Annotated in this window: 23 protein-coding genes and 1 tRNA gene; 13 read left to right on the top strand and 11 right to left on the bottom strand. The window is 49.7% G+C overall.

The window, feature by feature from the left end; translation table 11 throughout:
- From HV243_RS16165 to HV243_RS16155, 3 genes are all read right to left on the bottom strand, one after another.
- Positions 1–2,718 (bottom strand): TcfC E-set like domain-containing protein, encoded by a 2,718-nt coding sequence (locus tag HV243_RS16165; protein WP_053388960.1) that lies wholly within the window; start codon positions 2,716–2,718, stop codon positions 1–3.
- A gap of 72 nt (positions 2,719–2,790) precedes the next feature.
- Positions 2,791–3,297, bottom strand: a complete 507-nt coding sequence (locus HV243_RS16160; protein WP_016152497.1) for a CS1 type fimbrial major subunit — start codon at positions 3,295–3,297, stop codon at positions 2,791–2,793.
- Positions 3,298–3,371: 74 nt separating this feature from the next.
- A complete protein-coding gene (locus tag HV243_RS16155; RefSeq protein WP_047359363.1) occupies positions 3,372–4,115 on the bottom strand; it encodes a fimbrial protein in 744 nt (247 codons plus the stop codon).
- A gap of 308 nt (positions 4,116–4,423) precedes the next feature.
- On the opposite strand from HV243_RS16155, the gene HV243_RS16150 reads away from it, so the two are divergent.
- A complete protein-coding gene (locus tag HV243_RS16150; protein WP_049042089.1) occupies positions 4,424–5,179 on the top strand; it encodes a winged helix-turn-helix domain-containing protein in 756 nt (251 codons plus the stop codon).
- Positions 5,176–5,652: a hypothetical protein gene (locus HV243_RS16145; RefSeq protein WP_019076424.1), complete on the top strand. Its 477-nt coding sequence runs from the start codon at positions 5,176–5,178 to the stop codon at positions 5,650–5,652. The genes HV243_RS16150 and HV243_RS16145 overlap by 4 nt, the downstream gene beginning before the upstream one ends.
- Positions 5,653–5,708: 56 nt before the next feature.
- Here HV243_RS16145 and yccA read toward each other — a convergent pair whose 3' ends face one another.
- Complete coding sequence (yccA, locus tag HV243_RS16140; protein WP_016152501.1) at positions 5,709–6,368, bottom strand: FtsH protease modulator YccA; 660 nt, start codon at positions 6,366–6,368, stop codon at positions 5,709–5,711.
- Positions 6,369–6,638: 270 nt separating this feature from the next.
- On the opposite strand from yccA, the gene HV243_RS16135 reads away from it, so the two are divergent.
- Together HV243_RS16135 and HV243_RS16130 are read left to right on the top strand one after the other, a co-directional pair.
- On the top strand, positions 6,639–8,267 hold the full coding sequence (locus HV243_RS16135; RefSeq protein ID WP_053389928.1) for an ABC transporter substrate-binding protein: 1,629 nt from the start codon (positions 6,639–6,641) through the stop codon (positions 8,265–8,267).
- Positions 8,268–8,409: 142 nt separating this feature from the next.
- A tRNA-Ser gene (locus HV243_RS16130) sits at positions 8,410–8,497 on the top strand.
- A gap of 246 nt (positions 8,498–8,743) precedes the next feature.
- Here the strand turns inward: HV243_RS16130 and HV243_RS16125 are convergent.
- The 3 genes from HV243_RS16125 to HV243_RS16115 are packed head-to-tail and all read right to left on the bottom strand — an operon-like array spanning position 8,744 to position 11,470.
- A complete protein-coding gene (locus HV243_RS16125) occupies positions 8,744–10,186 on the bottom strand; it encodes a glucosyltransferase domain-containing protein (protein ID WP_053389927.1) in 1,443 nt (480 codons plus the stop codon).
- Between the two features lies 1 nt (position 10,187).
- Positions 10,188–11,111: a glycosyltransferase family 2 protein gene (locus HV243_RS16120; protein ID WP_046274452.1), complete on the bottom strand. Its 924-nt coding sequence runs from the start codon at positions 11,109–11,111 to the stop codon at positions 10,188–10,190.
- Positions 11,108–11,470, bottom strand: a complete 363-nt coding sequence (locus tag HV243_RS16115) for a GtrA family protein (RefSeq protein ID WP_046274453.1) — start codon at positions 11,468–11,470, stop codon at positions 11,108–11,110. Before HV243_RS16115 ends, HV243_RS16120 begins: the two co-directional genes overlap by 4 nt.
- Positions 11,471–11,741: 271 nt before the next feature.
- Here HV243_RS16115 and deoD point away from each other — a divergent pair, with 271 nt between their 5' ends.
- From deoD to HV243_RS16100, 3 genes are all read left to right on the top strand, one after another.
- Positions 11,742–12,449, top strand: coding sequence for a purine-nucleoside phosphorylase (gene deoD, locus HV243_RS16110; protein WP_053389926.1), 708 nt, complete (start codon positions 11,742–11,744; stop codon positions 12,447–12,449).
- Between the two features lie 38 nt (positions 12,450–12,487).
- Positions 12,488–13,642, top strand: coding sequence for an MFS transporter TsgA (tsgA, locus tag HV243_RS16105; RefSeq protein ID WP_016156155.1), 1,155 nt, complete (start codon positions 12,488–12,490; stop codon positions 13,640–13,642).
- A 95-nt stretch (positions 13,643–13,737) separates the two neighbouring features.
- A complete protein-coding gene (locus tag HV243_RS16100) occupies positions 13,738–14,574 on the top strand; it encodes an outer membrane protein OmpK (RefSeq protein ID WP_081000496.1) in 837 nt (278 codons plus the stop codon).
- Positions 14,575–14,621: 47 nt separating this feature from the next.
- On the opposite strand, the gene HV243_RS16095 is transcribed toward HV243_RS16100, so the two are convergent.
- The 4 genes from HV243_RS16095 to dsbA form a co-directional block, all read right to left on the bottom strand.
- Complete coding sequence (locus tag HV243_RS16095; RefSeq protein WP_016152569.1) at positions 14,622–15,308, bottom strand: Crp/Fnr family transcriptional regulator; 687 nt, start codon at positions 15,306–15,308, stop codon at positions 14,622–14,624.
- Between the two features lie 121 nt (positions 15,309–15,429).
- Positions 15,430–15,723, bottom strand: coding sequence for a chaperone modulator CbpM (cbpM, locus tag HV243_RS16090; RefSeq protein WP_047359356.1), 294 nt, complete (start codon positions 15,721–15,723; stop codon positions 15,430–15,432).
- Positions 15,723–16,643 (bottom strand): curved DNA-binding protein, encoded by a 921-nt coding sequence (cbpA, locus tag HV243_RS16085; RefSeq protein ID WP_016152571.1) that lies wholly within the window; start codon positions 16,641–16,643, stop codon positions 15,723–15,725. Before cbpA ends, cbpM begins: the two co-directional genes overlap by 1 nt.
- A gap of 206 nt (positions 16,644–16,849) precedes the next feature.
- Entirely contained in the window at positions 16,850–17,473 is a 624-nt protein-coding gene (dsbA, locus tag HV243_RS16080) for a thiol:disulfide interchange protein DsbA (RefSeq protein WP_053389929.1), read from the bottom strand.
- A 397-nt stretch (positions 17,474–17,870) separates the two neighbouring features.
- Between dsbA and HV243_RS16075 the strand changes: the two genes are divergently transcribed.
- From HV243_RS16075 to HV243_RS16050, 6 genes are all read left to right on the top strand, one after another.
- On the top strand, positions 17,871–18,275 hold the full coding sequence (locus HV243_RS16075; RefSeq protein WP_016152573.1) for a VOC family protein: 405 nt from the start codon (positions 17,871–17,873) through the stop codon (positions 18,273–18,275).
- Positions 18,276–18,345: 70 nt separating this feature from the next.
- Positions 18,346–18,708, top strand: a complete 363-nt coding sequence (locus HV243_RS16070) for a hypothetical protein (RefSeq protein ID WP_016152574.1) — start codon at positions 18,346–18,348, stop codon at positions 18,706–18,708.
- A gap of 48 nt (positions 18,709–18,756) precedes the next feature.
- Complete coding sequence (locus tag HV243_RS16065; protein WP_053389925.1) at positions 18,757–20,637, top strand: protein-disulfide reductase DsbD domain-containing protein; 1,881 nt, start codon at positions 18,757–18,759, stop codon at positions 20,635–20,637.
- Complete coding sequence (locus HV243_RS16060; RefSeq protein WP_046274457.1) at positions 20,634–21,257, top strand: DsbA family protein; 624 nt, start codon at positions 20,634–20,636, stop codon at positions 21,255–21,257. The genes HV243_RS16065 and HV243_RS16060 overlap by 4 nt, the downstream gene beginning before the upstream one ends.
- A complete protein-coding gene (locus tag HV243_RS16055) occupies positions 21,247–21,753 on the top strand; it encodes a protein disulfide oxidoreductase (RefSeq protein WP_016152577.1) in 507 nt (168 codons plus the stop codon). The genes HV243_RS16060 and HV243_RS16055 overlap by 11 nt, the downstream gene beginning before the upstream one ends.
- A gap of 133 nt (positions 21,754–21,886) precedes the next feature.
- The gene (locus HV243_RS16050; RefSeq protein WP_053389924.1) at positions 21,887–22,642 is read left to right on the top strand and encodes a sulfite exporter TauE/SafE family protein; all 756 of its coding nucleotides are present in this window, start codon (positions 21,887–21,889) and stop codon (positions 22,640–22,642) included.
- Positions 22,643–22,677: the final 35 nt, after the last annotated feature.

Genomic DNA, 22,677 nt, shown 5'->3' with positions numbered 1-22,677 from the left:
TCATTTCCCTTTTGTGACGTTGTTTGCATTCATGGCAGTTGGACCCGTTGGTACCGATCGTCCGGCGAGCATCAGCTGAGCCTGTTGCTGGACAGTATCCGGCAGGGCAGAGAAGGTTAATTCCCGGCAAGGGATCGACCCGACGTAACGCACGACGTCGCGCATACTCTTTACGTTCAGCTCGCACTGATAAAACTGCTGCTGACGCACCAGGTAGAGGTTATGCAGCAGAGCGTCGCTTTGAGCGCTAAACCCGCCGTTGCCAAGGTCGCTCCAGCCGTTAACGTTCAGTGGCACGCCGCCGATAAACGGCGAATGTTGCTCGTCAGTTAACTGGCCGAGCCAGGTGTAGCTTGTCGTGGTTTGCACGTCCCGGCGGAGCAGTTTGCCTGGCACCATAAACAACGTTCTGCTGCCTGAACCTTGTGTGATTTCACTGCTGGCACCCCGCGAGACATCCAGCGATTCGTTAATCGTCAACGTAGTCTGCTGATAGCCCGGCACGGCGAAGAGGGCGCGGCTATTGCCTGGAATGTCTGCACTGCCGCCGTTATCCAGCGACACGGCAATGCTCGGATCCTGGGAATCTTCCGGTGTGGCAACGTTAACCGCGATGGCTGAAGCAGGACGTCCGTCGCTCCAGCGGCCCAGCCACAGACCAGAGCGCGACAGCGCAAGCGTGGAGTTGTAATTGCCGCTGCTGCTCAGGGTATGGCGCCGATCCTGACGATCCCAGGTATCGCTGACTGTCAGGCTCCCGTTGCCATATCGTCCGCCCTGACGCGTGTAGGCAGAGGTATTGAGTGAATCGCTGTTAATACCTGATGCGCTCAGTCCATACTCATTTTCACCACGTGCGTCGGCATACCAGTTGTGCGCCACGTTATAGCTCAGCTGGTTTTTATCATGCTGCTGGTGCTGCCATGTCGCGCCCAGAGAGGTATAGCTTGTCGCATTGCCCTGACGGTTATGCGCCATTGACAGGCTCACGCTCAGGTAGCCGCCTTTATCCCTGCCTTCGCGTGAGTCATCGTTACGCATGAAAAGGTTAATGCTGCTGTTGATGTTCAGACCACGCGTGCTGAAAGCCGTACTCAAGCCACCCTGCCAGGCCCGCGTGCGTGAACGGGTCATATAAACCGACTCCCAGGGCAAGCCTGCATCGTGGCGATCGTCACTGTCCGGGAGTTCCCGACGAGAAACGTACCGTCCTTCGTTGCGGTTATCCGAATATCCCAGGCTGGCGTACCAGGTGCCGACCGGGACGGAGAACATCACCGACAGGCTTCGGTAACAGCCATTTACGGCGTCATATCCCGCGCTTCGGGTATTGCAGTTTTCCGCTGATAACGCGTTGCGATAGAAGCTCAGTGAAAAGCCGTCGTTATAGCTGATTTGCTGAATATTACCGCGTTGTCCTTCGCTGCCGTAAAGGTAGCTAAACCGGGTCGAGAGTACGCCATCGATCGGACCCGCATTGAAACCACGACTCCAGTCGAGTGCATTTTCCAGAAAACGTTGGTTTTTCTTTATCGCTGCGCCACTGGTGAGTGCCAGCGTTGGAGTGACAGGCAGGCGGACACCCGCCTGCGCGACCGCGCTACGTTCATCGTTTTGATTGTTATTGTCGGTTTCGCCCGCCTGCAGGAACCACTCGACGCGGTCAAACGGCGTAATACCGGTGCGGGTAAACGGTATCTGCTCGGTACGTGTCAGCCGGTTATTTTCATAGACGGACAGCGTCACGGTATAGCTCCCATCGGGGAACGATCGCGTGTCCAGGGTCTGAGCCCCGGCATTGAGATAAAAACTGGCCAGCAGCTGATTGCCCCGGCGGGCGTCAATACGCGCATCATGGGAAAGCAGCACGGTGATGGGGGTACCCTTTGAATGCTGAACCGGATTGATCCATGCCCTTGTCGAGCCTGTGCGCAGGCCGCGAATTTTGCCCAGCGGCAGTTGGCTGAGGTTGATATTCCCACCAGCATTACTGAACAGATCGCGGGTATCCATCTCGCCTAACTGAATATAGTACTGACGCCAGATATCCTGGCGAAACCAGGCATTGTTGACGGTTATTTCTTGTTGCTGCTGGTGCCTTGAACGCTGCCCCAGCCAGGTCCAGTCGAGATTAAAGTAGCCGTCCTGCGTCATGGCCAGCGCGCCATTGCCCTGAACGGTGGCTGACTGGTAATCCCTGTCGGCAACAAAATTGATATTCTGTTGATGGATCAACGCATTCTCAGTGCCCTGCGTAGGCTGATACCACTGGTTTTCTGTGGTCTGTTTAGGCAGAAATTTCTTGTCCAAAAACAGGCTAATGCGCGCGTTATTCTCATCATAGATAATGGCCGCACGATGGGTATCAATGTAATCACATCCCGTTGCGGAGCCATTGCTGCTGCACGCCAGGTTGCCGTTACGGGCAAGTGGAACGGCGAGAGCTGCGGACACGGTGGCAACGAGGGCAGGAGCGTCATTAAACTGACGTTTGATAGCCGCGACCACGGTTTCGGGTGCGACAAAACTTACCGATTCAAGTGTGATATCCGTTTCAAAAAGGCCAAGCGATTCGCCATAGAGGTTAACCTCTATCCACAGGCGCTGCGTTTTCGCCAGATCTTCGAAACCTGCCGGGACGGCCATCTCGGCGCAGGCGAGTTGGATGGATGCGGGTAATAAAGCAACTAAGAGGAGAGTATTTCTGTGAAACGCCATGACCAAGCCTCGACATCATCCTGACGTCAGAGGGTGGGCACCCTCTGACGTTATCCCTTATGTACTGTGGTGTTACGCACCGCCTTCCGTGGTCGTCGCCTGCGTCAGCATCAGGCTGACAACGCCGCTGTACTGACCGGTTTTCAGAATGCCTTTGGTGGTCTGAGAAATGGTCAGTGGCAGTACCGCTGAACCGTTTTCAATGCTGCCTGGGAACAGTTCAGTTCCGGTAAATTCGGCATCGGTGGTAGACAGTGTTTTATCACCCAGAATCACCGTCATCGGTACAGTTTCGTCGCCATCCATATTGGTGAGCTTAGCTGCGCTAACGAGGCGCACTTTGACATTGCTGGTGGCAGAGTTAGACCACACCTTGGTGTTCAGGCGGTAGCTTTCCAGCCCACGACCTGGCAGGTACTGCATGTCGATGCTGGCCGGCAGTGGCGTGTTATCGGCCTGAGTCATATCCAACTGTGAGTCAACGCTGGCGTTGACGGTAATATCTTTTTGAATCGCCAGCGCGCTAAAGGACGAGGCCATCGCGGCAACAATCATCAGAGGTTTAATATAGTTACGCATTGATATCTCCATATTTACAAATGAGCACCTTGGCTCTTTAAACAAACTACGTGGGTTTTTACTGTGCCGTCGTGTTATTGCACGACGGGTAAATCAGCTTCTTCAGCGGTTTTATTCACCCAGTTGAAGTAGCGGAACTTATATTTCTGACCCTGTTTCATAGTGAGCGTTTTTAATTTCCGTTCAGTGTCCGGATAAATCGTCGCGTCTTCTTTTATCCATTTACACGATGAAACAGCATCACAAATACCAATCTCTCTGAGCGGCACACGCAATGTGCCGTTGTTTTTTAACGTTCCCCGGCGAGGGTCAATCGACAGTGAAATTACGTTTTCTTCTGGAGCAATGTGGACCAGTGCACCCCAGATCACATTGACACCTAATGTCGCCATTGCTGCAGGGGTTTCTGCCTTGCCTGGAATAATGCTGTCAGGTTGTTTTACCCCTTCAAAATAGACACGCCAGGTGGTCTCTTTTTTCGGAGGTATAAGCGATACCAGACGAACAACGCGCATCGCTCCTGCAGCCAGAGCAAATTTCTCGGGCGTAACCACCACGCCACCTTCTTTCCACGAAGCGACGTCAATTTCTTTTTCCTGGGCCGTTCCGGGATTAAGAATTTTCTTTTGCCTCACCCGAATGAACTGAATATCATCCGTTTTTGAAGCCACCTTTATTTGCGCCGCACCGGATCTGTCTACATTCAGCTCCATGGGATACACGCTCATATTGGCCATTGTCATTTCTGAGAAAAATGGCAATGACAGCGCGGCGACATAAAAGGCGGTTGTCATGCTCACTCTTTTTTTCTGTTTCACAATCAGTCTGCCTGCTCTGAGTTTAAAGGCGGCGCGTTAACACCAGGACACCGTCTGCTTTCGTATCGCTTCAGGGCAGGGAAACTTTAACCAGAACAGCGATTTGTGAAAATTTGTATTAGTTAACTCGTTATATACAGTTTTTTATCCTGCTTTTCTGGCTTTAAGGTTGTATAGTTAAGCGAAAATACCGCGGCCAAGGATGGGAGGAAAATTCCTTCTGATGAAAAAATAAGCAGGTCAGGGGGCGGTTTTCATATCGACGTACCAGGGAATAAAAAGCATGCGGTAACAGCCGAGAATAAAAGATGTTTTTTATATGCAATAATTCGTTGTTATTTGATCCTGAAGCACATGCAATAAGTCTTGTTGGACAACCCGAGTCTGTATTAACACTTTCGGCGCCAGCCGTTCGTCTTTTACAGGAATTCATTAAACACCGAGGACGCGACTTAAGCCGGGAGGAATTGATCGCTCGCGTGTGGGAAGAATTTGGCTTTACGCCATCAGGAAATAATCTCAATAAAGCGGTAAGCGAACTGCGTAAAAGCTTCCAGTCTCTGGGAGAGGGGCACGAATTGATCGTCACTGTCCCGCGCTATGGTTTCCGTTTTGATGCTGATGTGATTTTTCAGCCTGGAGAGAAAATTCAAGCCGTTGATCCGCACCCCCCCTCAGCGCAACAAGACGTTCTGCCCCGGCGAGTATCCCTGAAAAAGTGGTTCAGAATAGGGGCATTGATTGCCGTGCCGTTGGGAGCGATCTTTTACGTTAGCCGCCCGCAGGAGATAACTGTTCCGGCGAAATTAAAGCCGGTCCAGGAAAAAATCGCGCGTTGTAGTATCTGGGTTATCGAAGATCATGGACGGCCGTTAGTGCTATCAAAATTAGCAGAGCGACTGGAGGCCAATGACGTGGCTTGCGAGCGCGAGGAGTATGCTATTTATTTTTTCAGCGCCCGTTTTTCGCTTGCAACTGCTGATGAACTGTTTATCGGGGCCTGCCCGGTCAATAAAACACGTCTGTGCAAGACCATTCGCTATAAAAACGGGGCTGGAAAATGAAAATAAGGCTTCTTTTTGGACTGGGCGGAGCCCTGGTCGGCGGCGCGCTGGCGCTATTTTACTATTGCGGCGCGACGGGAAAAAGCGATGTGCTGGCCTGCAGCACTGAATTTAACTTTACGCGCAATGAAGGGAAAGCAAGTGAGGTGAAGGTAAATGCCCTTGCTCAGTTCTATTTTCATCGGGACGGTACAGGGTTGACCACCTATAAAGGTGCGGCAAGAGCTGGCGGGCAAAATTTTATCGTTGACAGGGATGTAGACTTTACGTGGGAGCAGCGGGACGATGACAACGTCATTGTATTGACCTACACCAAAACCTGGCTTCGCCACAATGACAATACGCCGAATGCCCAATGGGGGAGTTTCGCCTATCCGACCTCACGCTACTACCTGACGATCTCTGAACTTTCACCTGCTGTGTGGCTTATTCAGGACCGGCGCTATCCTACCTATATCTGCCGGGGTCAATAAGGTATAAAAAAAGAGAATGCCAATGGCATTCTCTTTTTTCGTATCAGTGATGCTGATTAATCGCGGCTGGCGAAGCCCAGAATGCTCAGCAGGCTGACGAAGATGTTGTACAGCGAAACGTACAGGCTGACGGTGGCACGGATGTAGTTGGTTTCACCGCCACGGATGATATTACTGGTTTCAAACAGGATTGCGCCTGAAGAAATCAGAATAAACACCGCGCTGATCGCCAGATGTAAAGCCGGCAACTGCAGGAAGATATTCGCAACCATACCAATCAGCACCACCACGATCCCTGCCATCAGCATACCGCCGAGGAAGGACATGTCTTTCCGCGTGGTCAGCACGTAGGCTGAGCAGCTGAAGAAGACCAGCGCCGTACCGCCCAAAGCCATGGCGATAACATCACCCATGCCCGCAGACAGGTATGTGTTCAGGATCGGTCCCAGAATGTAGCCCAGGAAGCCGGTAAAAGCGAAAGCTGACAGAATACCAACCGGTTTATCCGCCGTTTTATAGGTCAAGAACATCAGACCATACATACCCACGAGCGTCAGGATAAGCCCCGGAGAAGGCAGCATCAGTACGGTACTGGCAGTCGCAGTGAGCGCCGAAAACGCCAGCGTCAGGCTGAGCAGGAAATAGGTATTGCGCAGCACCTTATGCGTGCTGAGTAGCGATGTACGATCGCGTGAAGAACTAATAATACGATCCATGAGTCACTCTCTTATGACAGATGTAATTAATGATGGAGGATAATGAAATCAAGGGGAATGACACAGCGGTTTTACCCATCTTTACGCATTTTAACCCGCCAGGCTTAAGCATATTATTTCAACAAAAGCTCCCGAATCAGATGTTAGCACTATATGTGTAAAAATGCCTGTTAGATATCTGCCAGGTAACTGAAAAATATTGCGTTATTCCTGTTTCTCTCTGACAGTGACAGCGGTGTCTACATACAACAGAGCAATAAGGTAAAGGGAATGATTCAACATAAATCGAAGATATTGACGTTTACGCTGTTGACTGTCTGTTTGATGTCTATCAACGGCGCGGCGATGGCGGCAAATGTTCCCGCAGGAACAATTCTTGCAGAAAAACAGGAACTGGTCAGAAACAATGGCAGTGAGCCAGCGTCGCTGGATCCGCATAAAGTCGAAAGCAACGTTGAATTTAATTTAATCAGCGATATGTTCGACGGACTGGTGGCGGTTAAGTCGGATGGGTCTATCGAACCCCGGCTGGCCGCGTCCTGGGAGAACAAAGACAACACCGTCTGGACCTTTCATTTACGTCCGGGCATAACCTGGTCAGATGGGTCTGCCATTACCGCACAGGATGTCGTCTGGAGCTGGCAGCGTCTGGTCTCACCGCAAACAGCTTCACCTTATTCCTCGTATCTGGGCAATATGCACGTAGCAAACGCCCTCGATATTGCCCAAGGGAAAAAAGATCCTGCCGATATCGGGGTCAAAGCCCTGGATGATAGCACGCTGGAAATTACCCTGACGCAGCCAACGGCGGCGTTTCTGGCGATGCTGGCGCACCCGTCACTGGTTCCGCTGGATAAAGTGCTGATCGGCCGCTTTGGTGATAAGTGGACCCGGCCAGAACATTTTGTCTGCAGCGGGGCGTACAAGTTATCGCAGTGGGTCGTCAATGAGCGCATCGTTGCCGTGCGTAACCCGCATTATTGGGACGATCGGCACACCGTCATTGATAAGGTCACTTATTTGCCCATCAGTTCAGAGTCCGCAGACGTTAACCGCTATAAGGCCGGCGAAATCGACATTGTGTATAGCGTCCCGGTCAATCAGTTCGCGCAGTTGAAAAAGACGATGGGCGATGAACTCCATGTCTCACCTCAGCTTTCAACCTATTACTATCAGTTCAATACGACGCGAGCGCCGTTTAATGACCCGCGCGTGCGCCGGGCGCTGAATATGGCGTTAGATAAAGACATCATCGCACAAAAGGTGATGGGGCAGGGACAACGCGCGGCGTGGGTTATCAGCCAGCCGGAAATAGGGGGAGTGCAACTGCATGCGCCGGAATATGCGGCGTGGCCGCTCGAAAAACGCATTACCGAGGCTAAGAAACTGCTGGCTGAAGCCGGTTATGGCCCTGAGCATCCGCTTAGCTTAAATCTGCTCTATAACACCTTCGAAACGCACCAGCGTATTGCCATTGCCGCATCGTCAATGTGGAAGAAAAACCTCGGCGTAGAGGCGAAGCTGCAAAATCAGGAATGGAAAACCATGCTGGATACCATGCACACCGGTAATTTTGACGTCGTGCGCTACGCATGGATCGCCGATTATGATGATGCCTCAAGTTTCCTCAATATTTTCCGTACCGGCGATAGCGAGAATACCACCAGGTACAGCAATCCCGCTTTTGATGACGCGATGCGCAATGCGGCGAAAGCAACTTCGCTGGAGGAACGAGGCAAATACTACCAGCAGGCTGAAGACCTTTTAGGAGAGGATGTGCCAGCGATTCCGGTTTACCACTATGTCCGCACGCATCTTGTGAAGCCGTGGGTGGGAGGATTTGCGCCAGATAACCGGGGAAATTACTACACCAAAGATATGTTCATCAAAAAACATTAAGCGCTGTAGCCAGTATTTGTGCTGAATAAACGGTCAATCTGTTGTTATTTCAGTCGATTAACAATATTTTGGCTGTTTTTCAGGCAAACGAACGCATTGGTGCTTTACAGGTCCGTTCGGGATGTTTATAGTGCGCCTCATTGGAAGCGTGGCCGAGCGGTTGAAGGCACCGGTCTTGAAAACCGGCGACCCGAAAGGGTTCTAGAGTTCGAATCTCTACGCTTCCGCCAAACATGAAAAAGGGGTTACCGAAAGGTAACCCCTTTTTGCTTATAAGGAAAATTTGAAACCTGTTGCTGTGAGAGTTAGTTCTGTTACGTTGCCTGAAATTGGCAAGGGAATGGAATTACCGGCAACTATCAGACTCACCACTTCAGCCCTGGCGAGCTCTGGGTAACTTCTTTTTCGCTGGATATGATTGGTGCTGACTCTTCGAAAATAAAGCCCTCAGCATTAAGTGCGAGGGCTGGAAATAATTAATTGCTATATTTCCCTAAAAACACGATGGCGTTATTGTCCGAAATGAATAATGTATAATATTCATTTGACGAGACCGGTTTAATACCTTTTTTTATGATATCAGATAGTTTGTTTTTATTTTCTTGCTCATCCCCATAACCATGAAGGGTTTGCGTGAACCCTTTGTTGACCAATTGATATGACGCTAAAAACTCAGTAGCTGGAAAAACGAAATGGCCTATAAGTGGTTTGTTATCTATTAATAACCTTGCTCTTTCATTTTTATTCAACTGGCCTACAGTACCAATGGATACAATGTCTTTATGAGTGGCAATGTCTTGCGCAATCATGCTAAAAACAAAATTTTCATATTCTTGTTGTGACTTCATAGCGTTGCTTAGTTGAGCACTAAAAGCAAGCGAAGCAATGACTGGGATCAGTGCAGCGTATTTAAAACGAGGAGCGAAACGCATAATCGGGATAGCAATTATAACCAATATAACTGAAAATGAGACTAAAGTACGGGGAAGTACTGGTGCGTCCTGAAGTAATAATGTTGGCCCCATAAGTGAAATAATGAATATTAAAAAGGAGACAGCTCCGTACAAAATAAATGATGCTATTTGTTTTATATTAGTACGGTAAGCAATGAGCATAAACACGCAACCTATAAGTATTGGGATTGCGAAGTAAATGTAAACCGGGTGATATAGATAAGAAAGAACCATTTCTTTTAAGGCAATTAATGTTTTGGCCAGATGCTCTAATCCCCCTTGGTCTAGATGTATTAATTCTGCTCGAGAGTTATTTTTAGGCGAAAAGAAAAGCATATAGATAAGAAAAAATGATACGAATAAAATTGTTTTTTTGAATAAGAAAATTATTGATTCCTTGACCTTTACATCTTTTTTTGTTGCGATGATGATTACATCAATTGCAAGCAAACCAATAAAAATATTGGCACATGGTTGATATAAAGTTAAAGATAATACACCAGCGATTAATTTTGTCGCAACATCTATCGTCAGATTTTTATTTTCATAAGTATATGCAACCACCGCAAGGAAAAAGGCAATCGACATTCCGAGACTATCATATCTGTACGCAATATTTTGCAAAATGAATGGGTTGAATATTAAAAGTGCGGCAACCATGTTTGCGTTCGGAATATCTGATTTAATCAGGTGTTTACTGAGCGCAAGCGCAGATGCGCCTAAGAAAATACATGATGCGAGCATGGTATAAGGAAATAGGTCCAGGTTATAGTGCCCACTGGCAGAAAAAAATCTTGTTAAAATATCTGCAAAAGGTCGACCTAAACCACGCCAGCCGTAATATCCAGTTATAGACCTGTCTAAATCATCTCTGTAATATATGCCTGCCTGGATTAACGGGTAAATAAACAACAGGGCTAATCCTGAGTAAATAAACAATGCTTTTTTATCGTATCTGGAGAACATTTTAAATCCCGTCTTGTTTTTTAACTATATAACGTGGCCGTTGTTTGGTTTCGATGTAGATTCTACCTATGTACTCACCAAGCACACCGATACCAATTAACTGAATCCCACCAAGGAAAAGGATTGAAACAATAATAGATGGATATCCCGCGACCGGATTTCCCCAAAAAATCTTGTCTATAATCATCCATGCACCGAACAAAAAGGATACAGCGGCTACAAAAAAACCAATGTAGGTCCATATTCGCAATGGGAACGTTGAAAAACTGGTAATACCCTCCAGAGCAAGATTCCACAATTTCCAGCCATTAAATTTTGATTTACCAGCAATGCGTCCTGCGCGTGTGTACTCAACAACATCAGTATTGCCACCTACCCAGCTAAGCACACCTTTCATAAAGAGATTACGTTCCGGCATGAGTTTGATGTTATCAACTACATCGCGGGACATAAGTCTAAAGTCACCAACATTTTCTTCGATCTTTGGATCGCTTATTTTATTGTGTAATTTATAGAACCATTCAGCGGTTTTGCGCTTCAGTTTTCCATCCGTGGAGCGGTCTGCGCGCTTTGCCAGCACAATATCTGCACCCGCAAGCCACTTATCGACCATCAATGGAATTATTTCGATTGGATCCTGTAGGTCAACATCGATCGGAATAACTGCTTCACCAGAGGAACGCTCAAGGCCGGCAAAGATTGCTGGTTCTTTTCCAAAGTTGCGCGTAAATGATATGGGGACGACGAGCTTATCAGATACGGCGAGAGCATTAATGATTGATTCTGTAGCGTCTTTGCTACCGTCGTTGATAAACACAATTTCAACATCATATTTTTTTAGTTCTTCATGTCCACGCACCGTGTTGTAGAAAATAGGTATTGTATCTTCTTCATTGAACACCGGCACAATCAGAGAAATTTTCATTTCGGATCCCTAAAAACAATGAACCTGGAGTATAAGAAGCCGCATACCAAGCTGATGGAGGAGAACTCTATCAACGTTATGAGAGGGGAAATGTTGTAGTGATCAGATACCTGACCAGAGATAAAGCTTAGTAGCCCCATAAATCCAACAAATAGCACATACCCTCGGCCGGTGGCTTTTGCGCTAAATGTAAATTTTGCGTTTGCAAAAAATGAAAATGTCACAGCTATCAAAAACGCCACCACGTTGCTCACGGCCTGGTCATTTTTCATGATGTATACCATGATGCCGAACACCGCCCAATGTAATGCCGTGTTTACAATCCCTACGGAAATGTAGCGTGAAAGTAGCTTTATCATAATTAAGAAAGGTTTAATAGAAAGTGTGCGAGTTTAACATTGATACAAAACGAGATCGACACTTCGACTTTTACCTTTCGCAGAGACTTGTTTTGCGATACCTCCGAGCGACTCTGCCGGGAGCGCAGTTTTCCGCTGGGCCACAAGCCCGCAACACTAACTCTCAGAAATGAGAGGCCGATCCTCTGAGCAGGACTTTTGTCCTCAATCCTCTGCAAACCGCTGGTTACAATCCCTGCATATCTTCAATACCCATAATTCAGGAATTGTTATGACTGCACATATTAATGCCAAAGCGGGTGATTTTGCGCCAACCGTTATTATGCCGGGCGATCCGCTTCGCGCTAAGTTTATTGCTGAAAATTATCTAATGGATTGCCGCGAAGTCACCAATGTACGCAATATGCTGGGCTATACCGGTCTTTATTTTGGGCAACCTGTTTCGGTGATGGGACATGGCATGGGTATTCCGTCAATGACGCTTTATGCTCATGAACTGGTACATGATTTCGGTGTACAGAGAATTATTCGTGTCGGCAGTCTGGGGGCAACACAACATCATGTCAAAATGCGAGATATTATTCTTGCCGTCGCCGCCGGAACGGATTCCGTCACAAATTTAAAACGTAGCGCGGGCTACACGATGGCGACATCTGCCCATTTCCCATTATTGCAGCAGGCGTGGGCATTGGCGCAGAAGGCCGGTATTGACGTTAAAGTCGGCAATGTCTTCAGTGGCGATCTTTATTACGATCCTGACGAAAATTTAATACCTGCACTGGAAAAGTTTGGTGTGCTGGGTGTGGATATGGAAGTGGCAGGGTTATACGCTTTAGCGCATCAGTTTAATATTGAAGCGTTGGCTATATTAACCGTATCCGATCATTGCCTGACAGGAGAAGAAACAACGGCGGAAGAACGGCAGTTAACCTTTAAAAATATGATAGAGCTGGCGCTAAATACAGCTGTTACGGCTTAGCATCAGCATTTAAATGAACCAATCAGAGATGGCATTATATGAAGAATAAAATAGCACTTACGCTGATTAGTTTTCTGGCAAATTTTATTATGGCAGGATTTGCCAGTCAGTTTGGCATGCTGATTGAACCGATTGCAGTACGCTACAGTGCCGATGTGAATACCGTCGCCTCGATATTTTCGTTGCTTAACGGTGGGGCGTTAGCCGGGACCATCGCCGCCTTTTTCCTGATTGAGAAAATCGGCGTTAAGCGTATGACGCTCATTATCTATTCGATAGTGTTCCTCTGCGCTCTGGCAATGCACTTAAGCCCTGGCTTATGGCCGGTGATGGTCGCCATGACCCTGGTGGGTTTCTGCGGCGGGATTGGTCTGTGCGTGGCGGGAACGATCGTGGTTTCGGTTTGGCAGGATCGCATTCAAAGTACGATGCTGGTGGTGCAGGACGCCACCTTTAACGTCGCGGGCGTAGTTTTCCCGCTGATTACCACCTTCGCCCTGACGCACAATATGTCGTGGAGTTACAGCTATCTGAGCGTAGGCATAGTGGCCTTACTCACGCTGGGCGTTGTGGCTCTCACCCGCTTTACCGCCTGTGAAACGGCCCCTGCAGCGGATAGCGCAGACCCGGTGAAATCCGAGTGGAATCCAGGGATTATCAGCGGAGGCATTGGCCTGTTCTTAGGTATGTTGGCGCTGTATACCTTCCTGACCTGGGCACCATTATTTGTGAAGAACAAATTTGGTATTCCCTTCGAAGAAGCAGGTAATATTATTACGCAATACTGGGGGGCTGCGCTGGTCGGCGCGTTAGTCTCAACCGTTATTGTTTCCCGCGTAAAGATACATTATTTTCTGCTTAGCATTATTTTGTTAGCTTGCGTTATTACTACCATCATTGTCACGAAGGAAAATATCTCCGGGCTTGATTATCTGGCCTATAGTTACGGGTTTGTCTGCGCAGCGCTGTATAACTCCTTTATTGCCTACGGGGTTTCTTTCGTGAAGCGCGCGAGTAGCCAGAACGTTTCTTATATTTTAATTAGCGGTAGTGCTGGCGCCATGTTTAGTCCGGCGATCAGTGCGCTAATGGAAAAAACTATGGGGTTGCAGAAAATTATGTATGCAATACCGGTGTTGTATTTAATTATCTTTATTATGTTGATGGGTACATTAAAACTCAAACGTAATTAAACACAGTAATAACGCTTGCCTCTTTAATTAGATAGCCCGCCGTCACGCCATTTATCTGGTGGGGCGACACTCAACCTTGCTCAAAGGAATTGAAAATGCTGAAGAAAAATAAATTAATGATGAAAAAAACAGTTCTGGGTGCGGTAATTGCGATGTGCTGTACGCAAGCGCTTGCGGCTGATTATGCTGATGGCAACATCCGCAAAAATGATTTTAACTGGATGCAGATAAACTTAATGCAAAGTGTGGATGCGAAAGTGCCTTATGGTATTCGTAATGACACCTATCTTGAGCTGGAATTTGGCGCACGATCCGGGATTATCGATCTGTATGGTTATGTGGATTTCTTTGATATTTTGGATCGCGAGCAGGACGATCGTCACGGGGGAGATAACTTCTTTGCCAAGATATCTCCACGTTTTTCCCTCGACGCCATTTTTAATAAAGATTTATCCGTAGGGCCATTTAACGAATTCTATATCGCAACGGTAAATAACATTGGTGACCGGGAATTATTTGAGCATTACGTTGGTCTCGGCACGGATGTTAAAGTGCCGTGGTTTGGTCTGGTGGGAATGAACATTTATGCGCACTATGTACGTGAAAATTACGGTGCGGATAACGAAGGCAAGTGGGATGGTTACATGTTCTCGACCAACTGGTCGACGCCGTTCTATACGTTCGCCAACGGCAGTTATTTGAACTATCAGGGTTACTTTGACTACCAGTTCGCCGCGAACAAGATTGCTAACCAGCCGTTATATAGCAATAACGCGATTGAATGGTATAACGGCATCTACTGGCATTCAGAGCATTATGCAGTAGGTTATGGCTTAAAATATTTCCGCAACATGGCATTGATGGAAAACCACGGTGGAGCAGGGCGTACCACCGGGCTGGGTCACTATTTCAACCTCACCTATAAGTTCTGATTGCGCTGAAATGACACACCAATGCTCCGTTTGCCAGGGTTGGTGTGTCAGTCAATGATGTCATTGCCGAGAAATTTACGCAGCCCATCCAGATCCTTAATCTCCAGTCCTTGCTTCGTGCGCGTTACCAGCCCGGCATCCGTCAGCGCTTTCACCGCCCGCCGATAGACCCGGTCGGTGGTGCCGAATCGCTCAGCTTCCTGGTATTTTTTATGAAAACCATCCATTGGCTGCTTGTCCTGATGCTGGCGATACAGGTCATACGCTACGTTATGTACGATAGGGTAGAGCATCCGGTGCAGGAAGATTTCCAGCATATCCTGATAATCAACGGCCATTGCGCTGGCGAAAAATATCGCCAGTCTGGGGTGCTGGTTCAGCGCTTCCTCCAGACGGTCACAGTTGCATACCGCCACGGTCAGCGGTTCTTCGGCTACGATATCAAGCTGGCAACGATACCCGGTAAAAAACTCCATTTCGCCAAACAGTTGCTCATCACATTCCATTGCACCCAGTTGGAAACGGCGACCATTCTCCGCGCTATAACGCAGAGAAATTCTCCCTGACTGCACCATGATTAGTCGATCGACTACCTGTCCCTGGCGGTAAAGATAGTCATCTTCCTGGATAATCTGTGTTTCAGAGAGCAACTCCTGGAATATCTTCTCAATTAAGGCATCATCTTGCTGCCAGATATTGTGAAAACGACCTTTTGTGAGGGGCTTAAGCTGCATGGCTCAACGTCTTATTGTTTGAGATAATTCTTATCGCTGACTGTATGCCATCTGCTGCGCAATGTCATTAAGAGCGGGTTGCGGATAATAAAAGGGCCAGCATCATGCTGGCCTTGACACATTAAGGATGGCTGATAAAGCGAGACAATCGCTGGCGCAGCAGGCGGTTTTCCTGCCGCAGTTGAGCGTTATCTTCCAGCAATGTCAGCGCAACGGCAATTCCCGGCCAGTCAAGTTCCAGCTCCTGACGCAGGCGTATCGCGCGACGCATGACGGTCAGCGCATGATCGTCAAAAGTCTCGTCTTCATGAGGTTCTATCACCCCTAAGCCGACAATCTCATGTAGCTCTTCTTCTGACACACCGGTGTACAGACAAAACTCGGTAATGGTAAAGGTGACGGTGACGTTAGCCATTATGCTTTCCCCCACTCTTTGCGCGGATCAAAGGTCTTTTGTGCATCCGCCAACTGCTGCCACAGGGCGGCGCTGGCGTCGTCAGGTTTCGGCGGCATGACGATTTTGATCACCGCATACAAATCGCCGGTATGTTTTTTACTTACCAGACCTTTGCCCTTAATGCGTAACCGCTGCCCGGCCTGGCTGCCTGCAGGAATGGTCAGCAGAATGCTCTCTTTTAACGTCGGAACGGTTACTTTCGCGCCCAGCGCGGCTTCCCACGGCGCCAGGGGAACGACCACTTCCAGATCCTGGTTAACAATATCGAACAGCGGATGTGGCGCGATATGAATCACCAGCCACAAATCACCGTTTGGCCCGCCGTTTTCACCGGGGGTGCCCTGGCCTTTCAGACGAATACGCTGACCGTTACCGACGCCAGCCGGAATTTTCACATTCAAGGTTTTAGGAATTTCACGTTCGACCATGCCGAACGCATTGTAAACCGGCAGGGTGTAACTGATCGTGCGGCTATGCTCAGTAAGCGTTTCTTCGAGGAATACGGCGACTTCAATTTCAATATCGTGCCCGCGGCTGGCATGACGCTGGCGAGACTGTTGCGCATGCTGACCAAAAATGGAGGAGAAGATATCGTCGAAATCTTCGGCGTTATAGCGTTGATTCTCTCCTTGTTGGAATTGACGGTTGAACTGTGGGTCGTTGCGGTGCTGCCACAACTGGTCGTACTCGGCGCGTCGCTGTTCATCACTCAGGACTTCCCAGGCTTCAGCAACCTCTTTAAACCGGGCCTCCGCGTCAGTCTCTTTGCTGACATCAGGATGATATTTACGGGCGAGTCGACGATAGGCGGTCTTGATTGTCTTGAGATCGTCTGTCGGTTTCACGCCCATAATGGCGTAATAATCCTTTAATTCCATAGCGTTCTCTCGTGTAAATCAACACTTGCAGAAGGTGAACCCTGACAATAGGTATCACCGCTAAGTTTAGGGTAATCCTGATAACGGAGAATGCCAACCGGGAAGGGAGGATATTGCTATAAACGAAGCGGGCATTGCACCACCAACAGCGCTTTTTGACGTTATGGCGTCTGTTGTGTGGTGCGAATAGTGAGATTAGCTAAACATCAGGATTTAGTGATCAGGAAGCGGACCGTATCAGCATAGTTTTGTACGAACGCGTTAAGGTCATCAGATTTCAGTCCTTTCGGATTGATCATATATTTACCGTTGATAAAAAAGGCGGGCACACCGGTTAAATCTACAGCTTTAGCCATTTCTTGCTGTTTGGCGGTTAGTGATTTCACGGCAAAACTATTCCATGCGGCATCATAATCACTGGCACTGACGCCCGCGCTGATAAATACGTTACGAATATCGTCCGCCGATTTAATGGTTTGTTTTTTCTGCACGGCATCAAAAAGCAACGGTTTAACTTTATCTTGCACGTTCAACAGCATGGCGACGGACCAGGCGTGCGTCATGTCCTGCCCCAGAGGGCCTAAAAAGTCGACGTGGTATTCGGTGAGTTTGACGTCAGCAGGCAAAACTTTTTTCACGTTATCAGTGATTTCAAAAACTTCATCGTACTGATAGCAGGAAGGACAATAGAATGAGAAAAACTTCAGCGCTGCCGGGGCTGAAGCGACGGGTTTTTCCAGTGAGATAAACTCTTTGCCGTCGGTAAATGCTGCTGCCTGAGCGCTAACGGTAAAAAGTAACCCAATCAGGGGTAATAAATATTTTTTCATTTCCATATACTCTAAATAACATTCAATAAACAAATTTTCTGCGAATGAATACGCTCTTCATTGCGTCGGACTATAATACGATAATCACCTAAAAATGCGCTGGCCCTTACTTTCATTTACGCATCAATACGTAGCGGGACAGTATTTATGTACTGTTCTGCGAATATCCTTTGGTACTCTTCGTAAATAGTGAATGATCACTTCCGTGATATTTTCGTAATTACTTTGGCAATGTTATATTGTAATAAATAAAAACGGAAATATGATTAATAATCATTTGATTTATAAAACGTGAGCCGCAACGCCTTGCGCTATGTTCTGTCAACGCAGCCGTAAGATTCTCTTTTTCTTGTAGCGTGTGAATGAATAGGGTAAGTGTCTGAGATGAGCAACCAAAATGGATATCGCTATGATTGACCACCTGGATCATCTGGTATTGACCTCCAATAATGAAGAGGCATGCGTTCGTTTTTATGTCGAACTTTTAGGGATGAGGCTGGAAACCTTCGCGCAAGGGCGGAAAGCCTTCGTCTTTGGCAATCAGAAAATTAACCTCCACATTCGGGGAAAAGAGTTTGAACCCAAAGCTCACGCGCCAACGCCGGGGGCGCTGGATTTGTGTTTTATCACCACGCGTGCGCTGGAAGAGGTGATTGCCACGTTTCAAACGCACGGGGTCGATATTGTTGAGGGACCGGTTGCACGAACCGGTGCGATGGGACCGATTCGCTCGGTTTATGTCAGAGATCCCGATCTCAATCTGATTGAAATCGCGGTATATCCTGCTGATGACAGGACATAACTTTACAGCGCAAAGGTTGCCAAAACCTGGTGAGTGGTTAAGATAACTCGCATCAATCAGTGAGGGTATAATGGCGAAACGTCAACGGATGGGATGGTGGTTCCTCTGTCTGGCATGTGTTGTGGTGATGGTTTGCACCGCACAACGCATGGCGGGCCTGCACGCGTTGCAGATGGACACCGTTGCCACAAGCGTTGTCGTAAGCGCACAAGCGCAGACCGATGAGGCCTCGTCCGTTACCCCTTGTGAACTGAGCGCGAAGTCATTACTGGCGGCGCCCCCGGTACTGTTCGAAGGCGCTATTCTGGTGCTGTGTCTGCTACTGTCGCTGCTGGCGCCAGTGCGGGCGTTTCGTCTGCCTTTTTTCCCACCGCGAGCCATCTCGCCGCCCACGCTAAGGGTACATCTGCGATTTTGCGTCTTCCGTGAATGACAGAACAGCCGTTGCTGACTGTTAGATAATTATTCACGGAGAAAATATATGATGACTGTTTTCAGGCAGGCGCTGCTCTGTCTGTTATTGCTATGGCTGCCCGTATCCTGGGCGGCTGAACCCGGCTGGCTGCGTTCACCCGATAACGATCACGCCAGCGTGCGGTTACGCGCTGATACGTCCTCAGGCGGCGAAACTCGTCTGTTGCTGGATGTTAAACTGCAGGACGGCTGGAAAACCTACTGGCGTTCGCCGGGCGAGGGAGGCGTCGCGCCATCTATCGCCTGGCAAGGGGAAATGCCTGCGGTCGACTGGTTCTGGCCAACCCCCGCACGCTTTGAGGTCGCTAATATCACGACCCAGGGCTATCACGATAATGTGACATTCCCGATGGTTGTGCGCGGCAGATCGCCCGCCACGCTTAGCGGTGTTTTGACGCTATCCACCTGTAGCAACGTTTGCCTGTTGACGGATTTTCCTTTTTCCGTGACCTCCACGACCCAGGACCCGACTTTTGCGCATGACTATGCGCAGGCAATGGGGCAGATCCCGCTTGCCAGCGGCCTGACCGATACTCTGCGCGCTGGCGCACGGGCCGGCGAGCTGGTTGTCGAGGCTCACCGCGCGGGAGGCTGGACTGCGCCTGGGCTGTATCTGGACGCCGTTGATGATGCTGATTTTGGCATGCCGCAAATTCACGTCGCAGGTGAGACGTTACGCGCCACGGTACCCGTTCATGACGGTTGGGGGGAAGGCGCGCCGGATTTACGCGGTAAGTCGGTCACGCTGGTGCTGGCAGATAACGGTGTTGCCCAGGAAAGTCGTCTTGCGATTGGCGAAGCCCCGGTTATTGAGAACGCCTCACTCCCATTGTGGCAGGTGGTGCTAATGGCGCTGCTGGGCGGTTTAATCCTCAACCTGATGCCCTGTGTGTTACCGGTTCTCGGCATGAAACTGGGCTCTATTTTGCTGGTTGAGGAAAAAAGCCGTCGCCAGATCCGCCGTCAGTTCCTCGCATCGGTAGCCGGGATCCTGGTCTCCTTTATGGCCCTGGCACTATTGATGACAGTGCTACGTTTAACCAATCAGGCGCTGGGCTGGGGGATCCAGTTTCAGAACCCGTGGTTCATTGGCGTCATGGTCGTGGTGATGCTGACGTTCAGCGCCAGCCTGTTCGGGTGGTTTGAATTCCGCCTGCCTTCGGCGATGACCACCACGCTGGCGACTCACGGTGGCAACGGCTTGTCGGGACATTTCTGGCAAGGCGCGTTTGCGACCCTGCTCGCCACGCCGTGCAGCGCCCCGTTTCTCGGAACGGCGGTAGCGGTGGCATTGACCGCTTCGCTGCCAACGTTGTGGGGACTGTTTATCGCACTCGGCCTGGGGATGAGCTTGCCGTGGCTGCTGGTGGCTCTGCGTCCCGGTCTGGCGCTGCGTTTGCCGCGTCCGGGACGCTGGATGAATATTTTGCGGCGTCTTCTCGGTGTCATGATGCTGGGTTCGGCTATCTGGCTTGCGACGTTGCTGCTCCCACATTTAGGGCTGGCCGGACACGCTAGCGCTAAAGAAAGCGTGAACTGGCAACCGCTTAGCGAGCAGGCGATTGAGGATGCGCTGGCGCAACATAAGCGAGTGTTCATTGACGTCACTGCCGACTGGTGCATCACTTGTAAGGTCAACAAATACAACGTGTTGCATAAAGATGACGTACAGGCCGCTTTGCAACAGCCGGATGTAGTGGCGCTGCGCGGCGACTGGACGCTCCCTTCTGAAGCCATCACCGAATTTCTGAAAAAACGCGGCCAGGTTGCTGTGCCGTATAACCAAATTTATGGCCCCGGTCTGCCGGAAGGCCAGGCGTTACCAACGTTGTTAACCCGCGATGCGGTATTGCAAACGTTGACCGATGCCAAAGGAGTAACCCCATGAAAATAATGATTGTTCTGCTGTTAACCCTGTTTTCTGCCGTCAGCGTAGCGAAAGAGCCTGCACCGTTTACACCGGAACAGGAAAAGCAAATTGAAGCATTAATCCAGGAGGCCCTGTTTAACGATCCCAACAGCCCGCGGATTGGCGCTAAGCAGGCGAAACTGACCCTGATAAACTTCACCGATTACAACTGCCCGTACTGCAAGCAACTGGATCCCATGCTGGAAAAAATTGTGCAGAAATATCCTGACGTGGCGGTAGTGATTAAACCGCTGCCGTTTAAAGGGGAAAGTTCGGAACTGGCGGCGCGGACCGTGCTGACTACCTGGCTTGAGCATCCGCAGCAGTTTCTGGCGCTACATGAAAAACTGATGCAGAAAAAGGGTTACCATACCGATGTCAGTATCAAACAGGCGCAGGAAAAATCGGGAGCCAGTCCGGTGACGTTGGATGCCCAAAGTGCTGAAACGCTAAGCACTAACCTGCAATTGGCGCGACTGGTGGGCGTGCAGGGCACCCCCGCAACGATTATTGGTGATGAGCTTATTCCCGGTGCGGTGCCGTGGGAAACCCTTGAGGAAGTGGTCAAAGAAAAGCTGGCGGCGGCCAATGCTCAGTAAACTGCGCCGCTGGCTGCGCGAAGGGCTGATCTTACTGGCGCTGTTGGCAGGGGCGATGCTGCTGATGGATGTCTGGCGCGCGCCGCAGCTCCCTGGCTCTTTTGACAGCACGCCTTTGCAAACGCTGGATGGTGAAACCGTCACGCTGGCGGCGCTCAGCAAAGACGAGCCGGTGCTGCTTTATTTCTGGGCGAGCTGGTGCGGCGTTTGCCGCTTCACAACGCCGGAAGTCGCCAGGCTGCGTTCGGAAGGGGAAAACGTGATGACCATTGCGTTACGCTCCGGCAGTGAAGCTGAGGTGTCTCGTTGGCTGTCGCGTAAAGGCGTGGACTTTCCGGTCATCAATGATGCGAACGGGGCAATCTCCCGCAGTTGGGCGATTAGCGTCACGCCCACGCTGGTGGTAGTGTCACAAGGTCGGGTGGTGTCAACAACCAGCGGCTGGACCAGCTACTGGGGCATGAAGCTTCGGCTGTGGTGGGCAAAAACGTTCTGATAATGTGCCGGGGAAACCCGGCATTTTTATATTATGACCCGTAAGCGGGAAGACATATTTCGTTGCCTGGCGAAGCGAGCATTGCGATTAACGTCCAGAATGGGTCATCTTCTCTTTTTCAGGAAAGTGCAGCATGACGAGTTCGTTAGCGTTTGGGCCCGCTCTGGTGATGATGATTGCCGCCACGTTTGTCCTCGCCGGGATGGTAAAAGGCGTCACTGGTATGGGATTGCCCACCGTGGCTATGGGGATCCTCGGATCGCTTATTTCGCCGGTTGCGGCGGCGGCCATGCTGTTGTTGCCTTCGCTGATTAGCAATCTGTTTCAGTTTGGCGGTGGCGGAAATACGCGTCAATTAGTCAAACGACTGTGGCCAATGTTATTGACGGTGGTGGTGGCGACACTGCTTGCCAGCGCCTGGATTACCGGCGGCGATACCACCCGTACCCAGTTTGCGCTCGGCGTGGCGCTGGTGGCTTACGCTATCTGGACGCTGGCCGGAAAGAAAATTGCAGTGGCTCCGCAGCATGAAAAACCGTACTCCCTCATCATAGGATTTGTTACTGGCTTATTGACTGGCGGAACCGGTGTATTTGTGATGCCCGCCGTGCCCTGGATCCAGTCATTGGGTTTTGAGAAAGATGAACTGGTTCAGGCGCTCGGGATCTCTTTTACGTTTTCGACATTGGCTTTGGCGCTTGGTCTGTGGTGGCACAACGCGCTGCCCGTACAGTCGTTGAGCTTATCGGCTTTGGCCATTGTTCCTGCGCTGATTGGTCAGTGGTTAGGAACCCGTGTACGACGGGTTATTTCTCCGCTCGTGTTTAAACGCTGTTTTCTGTTTTTTTTGGTCGGGTTGGGTATTGAGATGATGCTGCGTGCGGTGTGACCTGTGCGGTGACTTTAGAACGCATTCATGGCATC

Origin of the sequence: Citrobacter sp. RHBSTW-00599 (genome assembly GCF_013784065.1) — a bacterium.
Taxonomy (GTDB): domain Bacteria; phylum Pseudomonadota; class Gammaproteobacteria; order Enterobacterales; family Enterobacteriaceae; genus Citrobacter; species Citrobacter braakii.
This window is presented reverse-complemented; position numbering and strand designations above follow the sequence as displayed.

Coding starts and splice junctions, on each gene's coding strand:
- HV243_RS16165 (WP_053388960.1), bottom strand. CDS start 2,718: ATGGCGTTTCACAGAAATACTCTCCTCTTAGTTGCTTTATTACCCGCA.
- HV243_RS16160 (WP_016152497.1), bottom strand. CDS start 3,297: ATGCGTAACTATATTAAACCTCTGATGATTGTTGCCGCGATGGCCTCG.
- HV243_RS16150 (WP_049042089.1), top strand. CDS start 4,424: ATGTTTTTTATATGCAATAATTCGTTGTTATTTGATCCTGAAGCACAT.
- HV243_RS16145 (WP_019076424.1), top strand. CDS start 5,176: ATGAAAATAAGGCTTCTTTTTGGACTGGGCGGAGCCCTGGTCGGCGGC.
- yccA (WP_016152501.1), bottom strand. CDS start 6,368: ATGGATCGTATTATTAGTTCTTCACGCGATCGTACATCGCTACTCAGC.
- HV243_RS16135 (WP_053389928.1), top strand. CDS start 6,639: ATGATTCAACATAAATCGAAGATATTGACGTTTACGCTGTTGACTGTC.
- HV243_RS16125 (WP_053389927.1), bottom strand. CDS start 10,186: ATGTTCTCCAGATACGATAAAAAAGCATTGTTTATTTACTCAGGATTA.
- HV243_RS16120 (WP_046274452.1), bottom strand. CDS start 11,111: ATGAAAATTTCTCTGATTGTGCCGGTGTTCAATGAAGAAGATACAATA.
- HV243_RS16115 (WP_046274453.1), bottom strand. CDS start 11,470: ATGATAAAGCTACTTTCACGCTACATTTCCGTAGGGATTGTAAACACG.
- deoD (WP_053389926.1), top strand. CDS start 11,742: ATGACTGCACATATTAATGCCAAAGCGGGTGATTTTGCGCCAACCGTT.
- tsgA (WP_016156155.1), top strand. CDS start 12,488: ATGAAGAATAAAATAGCACTTACGCTGATTAGTTTTCTGGCAAATTTT.
- HV243_RS16100 (WP_081000496.1), top strand. CDS start 13,738: ATGCTGAAGAAAAATAAATTAATGATGAAAAAAACAGTTCTGGGTGCG.
- HV243_RS16095 (WP_016152569.1), bottom strand. CDS start 15,308: ATGCAGCTTAAGCCCCTCACAAAAGGTCGTTTTCACAATATCTGGCAG.
- cbpM (WP_047359356.1), bottom strand. CDS start 15,723: ATGGCTAACGTCACCGTCACCTTTACCATTACCGAGTTTTGTCTGTAC.
- cbpA (WP_016152571.1), bottom strand. CDS start 16,643: ATGGAATTAAAGGATTATTACGCCATTATGGGCGTGAAACCGACAGAC.
- dsbA (WP_053389929.1), bottom strand. CDS start 17,473: ATGAAAAAATATTTATTACCCCTGATTGGGTTACTTTTTACCGTTAGC.
- HV243_RS16075 (WP_016152573.1), top strand. CDS start 17,871: ATGGATATCGCTATGATTGACCACCTGGATCATCTGGTATTGACCTCC.
- HV243_RS16070 (WP_016152574.1), top strand. CDS start 18,346: ATGGCGAAACGTCAACGGATGGGATGGTGGTTCCTCTGTCTGGCATGT.
- HV243_RS16065 (WP_053389925.1), top strand. CDS start 18,757: ATGATGACTGTTTTCAGGCAGGCGCTGCTCTGTCTGTTATTGCTATGG.
- HV243_RS16060 (WP_046274457.1), top strand. CDS start 20,634: ATGAAAATAATGATTGTTCTGCTGTTAACCCTGTTTTCTGCCGTCAGC.
- HV243_RS16055 (WP_016152577.1), top strand. CDS start 21,247: ATGCTCAGTAAACTGCGCCGCTGGCTGCGCGAAGGGCTGATCTTACTG.
- HV243_RS16050 (WP_053389924.1), top strand. CDS start 21,887: ATGACGAGTTCGTTAGCGTTTGGGCCCGCTCTGGTGATGATGATTGCC.